The organism is Flavobacterium dankookense (assembly GCF_004362665.1).
GTDB classification, from domain to species: domain Bacteria; phylum Bacteroidota; class Bacteroidia; order Flavobacteriales; family Flavobacteriaceae; genus Flavobacterium; species Flavobacterium dankookense.
In genome coordinates this window covers 1-4,176 of the sequence record NZ_SNXR01000006.1, presented here as the reverse complement: position 1 = coordinate 4,176, position 4,176 = coordinate 1, and the positions used below count along the sequence as shown (strand labels likewise).

1 protein-coding gene is annotated in these 4,176 nt (G+C 31.9%); it reads left to right on the top strand.

Going from position 1 to position 4,176, the window contains the following annotated elements:
• Positions 1-822 precede the first annotated feature (822 nt).
• The gene (locus tag BC748_RS01100) at positions 823-3,822 is read left to right on the top strand and encodes a DEAD/DEAH box helicase (RefSeq protein WP_133531618.1); all 3,000 of its coding nucleotides are present in this window, start codon (positions 823-825) and stop codon (positions 3,820-3,822) included.
• Positions 3,823-4,176: the final 354 nt, after the last annotated feature.

Sequence of the window (4,176 nt, the reverse complement as noted above, 5' to 3'; positions counted from 1 at the left end):
TACGTCAGTTCGAGTGATTTTCTGTTTTTAAAACGGTAGTTTTAGAAACAGAAAATTGTATCGAGAACCCTTAGAAGGATATTTTTTTATAATTGTTTCTCAATACAATTTTACTCGATTATATTCAGTAAAATCACTCGAAGTGACGTTCTCAGAATAATTTCCCTTTTTCTACCATCGTCAGTTCGAGTGATTTTCTATTTTTAAAACGCCAGTTTTAGAAATAGAAAATAATATCGAGAACGCCTAGAAGCATATTTGTTTATCTCTTCTCTATACAATTTTACTCCATTGTATTCCGTAAAATCACTCAAAGTGACGTTCTGAGGATAATTTCCTTTTTTCCACACTCGTCAGTTCGAGTGATTTTCTATTTTTAAAACGCCAGTTTTAGAAATAGAAAATAATATCGAGAACGCTTAGAAGGAAAATCTTCTCAATACAATTTTACGCCACTGCATTCAGTAAAATCACTCGAAGTGACGTTCTCAGAATAATTTTCCTTTTTCTACCATCGTCAGTTCGAGTGATTTTCTGTTTTAAAAAACACCAGTTTTTTGAAACAGAAAATACACCCGAGGCAAAGCCGAACGGAGCGAAGCTAATCGAGAACCTTTAGAAGGATATTTGTTAAATAATATCGATAATCATTAAATTACTCAATATTCCACCATTTTGTCATCCTTTTTTTATCGAAAAGTACTATCAAGTCCGCTTATTATTCTAAAGTCATGAATAAACACAAAACTTATTTATATTTGATAATACTTAAAGTTTCTGAAATTACAAATCATACAAATTGATTTGGGATATACCAATACGATGACCAACAAAAAAATCACAGTTACTATCGGTGAAGCCATCAGACAAGGCAAATACCTCAGCATAACCTATAAAAACAAACAGGACGAGGTAAAGCATTTCTGGATTTCCATTTTAGACATTACTAGTAATGATAAAATTGTGGTAAACATGTTCAATGTAATGAAAGACGAGCCAATATTGAATACAACAATTTCAATTTCGGCCATACAAAGAGCGGAACTTTTAAAGTTCTCTCATTATGATGTTCCAGACCAATTAGTAAAAAAAATTAACGAAGAGGAAAGCTTACAAGTATATGAATTTGATAGGTATAACAATAATATTCTCAATTATTATTTAGAGTGTTACAAAGCCAATAATGATCCATTTCTTCACAAAACCCATTTGATTCCTGAAATTGATTTAACCGAATTAATTAAACAAAACCCATATCAATTATCCAGAGAGCAACAAAAGCATATTATCACAGAAATCTATAACAACGATTATAGCAAGTTCCACGATTACAAATTGGCATTATGCGAATTTTCAATAGATATAGAGTCCAAAGGAAAATTTGTAGTTGCCTATCGAGAATTAACCTATGATCCAGTTAAGAAAACAATTCTAATCAATAGAACAACCCATTTTAACCCAAATTTCTACATAAAAGATGTAAAATATTCATTGTCTTATTATACCGATTTAAGCAATTCCGATTTTGAAGAACACTATTTAAGTAATAAAGAACAAACAATAGAATTACTCAGCGGCAACTTCAAATCAGGAGAATTAATTAATACTAGACCAGAAGTAGTTGTTTTAGGTTATTCAAAAATTGATATAGCCCCAATTTATGATGGTATAAATACAGAATATGAAAACAAAGAAATGCAAATACCCCTTAAAGCTTTCTTTAAAAATTCCTCATTATTAGATAGAAAGAATAGGAAAGAACCCCACATTGTGCTCTATGACAATAATGTCAATATTGACCAACTACGAACCATTTATAATTCGTTAAAATATCCAGTAACCTATGTACAAGGTCCGCCAGGAACCGGAAAAACACAAACCATTCTAAACATAGTAGTCAACTGTTTGACCAATAACAAAACACTATTAATCACCTCAAATAATAATGTGCCAATTGATGGTATTAAAGAAAAACTAAGTTTAGGAAAATACCAAAACAAAGAGATTTTGCTTCCTTTCATACGGCTTGGAAACAAACAAAGCACTTTAGAAGCCTTGCAAACCATAAAAAAGCTGTACCAGTTTAAAACCTTTGATGTGCCCAAAGAAGCCTTATTACACAATCTAAAAGAAAAGTCTAAAGAGAATAACAAACTACTGCTTGAAAAATTACAGCAATACGAAGAAATAACAGACCTAGAACAAAATTTAGAATTCATTGAAGGACTGCTTTCAAAAGGAAGCTATTGGCTACTCGAACAAGAAAGACAAAAACTAGAAAATAAAATAAACGCCATCCCAAAAATCAAAGATGAGGAGGTAAAAGGAATATTTGAAATTATTGACGGTAATTTTAAATTACTACAATTCTTTTACTACGAGTCTTTAAAATTCATCAAGCGATTAAGAACAAAGGACTATATTGAACTCATTGAAATACTCTATATTCTTGACGAAAAGGAGCAAGTAAAGGAATTTAATACTTGGTTGAGCAATGACAGAAACCTTGAAAAATTCACCAAAGTATTCCCAATCATATTGACAACCAATATATCAAGCAGAAGGCTAGGACAGAAGTTCAAATTTGATTTATTGACCATCGATGAAGCAGGACAATGCGATATTCCAACAAGCTTACTACCCATTTCAAAGTGCAAAAACATGGTTTTGATAGGCGATACCAACCAATTGAAACCCATAATCGTTTTCGAAGAAAGCAAGAATGAAAAACTAATGCATCAGTTCAATATCGATAAAGATTATAATTACTACAATAACTCAATACTCTCAATCTATAAAAAAATAGATTCCATTTCTAGAGAAATTTTATTAAGTTATCACTACCGCTGTGGCAAAAAAATAATCGATTATTCCAACAAACGATTTTACGAACAACGATTGAACCTATCCGCTGTCAATACCAACGGCACAGTAAAACTATTAGCAGTTACCAATGTCAATCAAATAAATAAAAATGCACAAATAGAAGAAGCAGTCGCAATAGTAGACTATATAAAAGACAATACACTATCAGATGTATTTATTCTAACGCCATTTAGAAACCAAGAAGACGTAATCAATCATTACCTCAATCAAGCAAAAGAAATAGGAGCCATTGATAGTTCCATTAGTTGTGGCACCATCCACAAAGTGCAAGGACAAGAAAACAAAACCATCATCATTTCCACTGCCATTTCAAAAAAAACCACACAAAAAACATACGACTGGATTAAAAACAACAGCGAACTAATAAATGTAGGTATAACTAGAGCAAAAGAAAATTTAATTGTAGTAACTGACTTGTATGCAATAGACATTTTATCAAAAAAAGAAGACGATTTATATGCCCTGATTAATTATGCTACAACCAACGGAACTACTGAAATAGCCCAAAGCACAGTCAATAAATTCACTATTGGTTTTTCAAACAATTCCAAGTTCGAAGACGAATTCTATAAAACCATGCAGCATTACTGCTCACTAAAAGACACCCGTTTCAAAAGAAATGTAAAAGTAATCGACCTATTTCCCGAGGAAAAGAACAACAAACTTGTCAATAAAAAAGAGTTCGATGGTGTCCTTTTTCAAAACAATAACCCCAAAGTAGTTTTTGAAATAAACGGACAAGAACATTATAACAACAAAAGAACCATGCAGTCCGATTCTATCAAAATGGAATTACTAGCCCAAAAAGATATTCATTTACTCTTCATCCCCAATCAATACGTCAAGCATTATGAGTTTATTCGAGAATTGATTAATAAATTCAATGGTGATGTGTACCAAAAGACACTTTTTGATGGTTATGATGAGGCTAATTGATTAAATTAGAAAATAGACCTTAGCTAAAGCCGAACGGAGTGAAGCTAATAGAGAACCCGTGAAGGAAAAACTTCTCGATATAATTATACACTACGGCATTCCGTAAAATCACTCGAAGTGACGAACTGAGAATGATTTCCCTTTTTCTACATACGTCAGTTCGAGTGATTTTCTATTTCAAAAACGCCAGTTTTTTGAATTAGAAAATAATATCGAGAACGCTTAGAAGGAAAAACATCTCTATACAATTTTACACCACTGCATTCAGTAAAATCACTCGAAGTGACGTTCTCAGGATAATTTCCCTTTTTCTACCATCGTCAGTTCGAGTGATTTTCTAATTCAAAAACACCA

Excerpts from the sequence above, each read along its gene's own strand:
- BC748_RS01100 (WP_133531618.1), top strand. The coding sequence starts at position 823 with ATGACCAACAAAAAAATCACAGTTACTATCGGTGAAGCCATCAGACAA.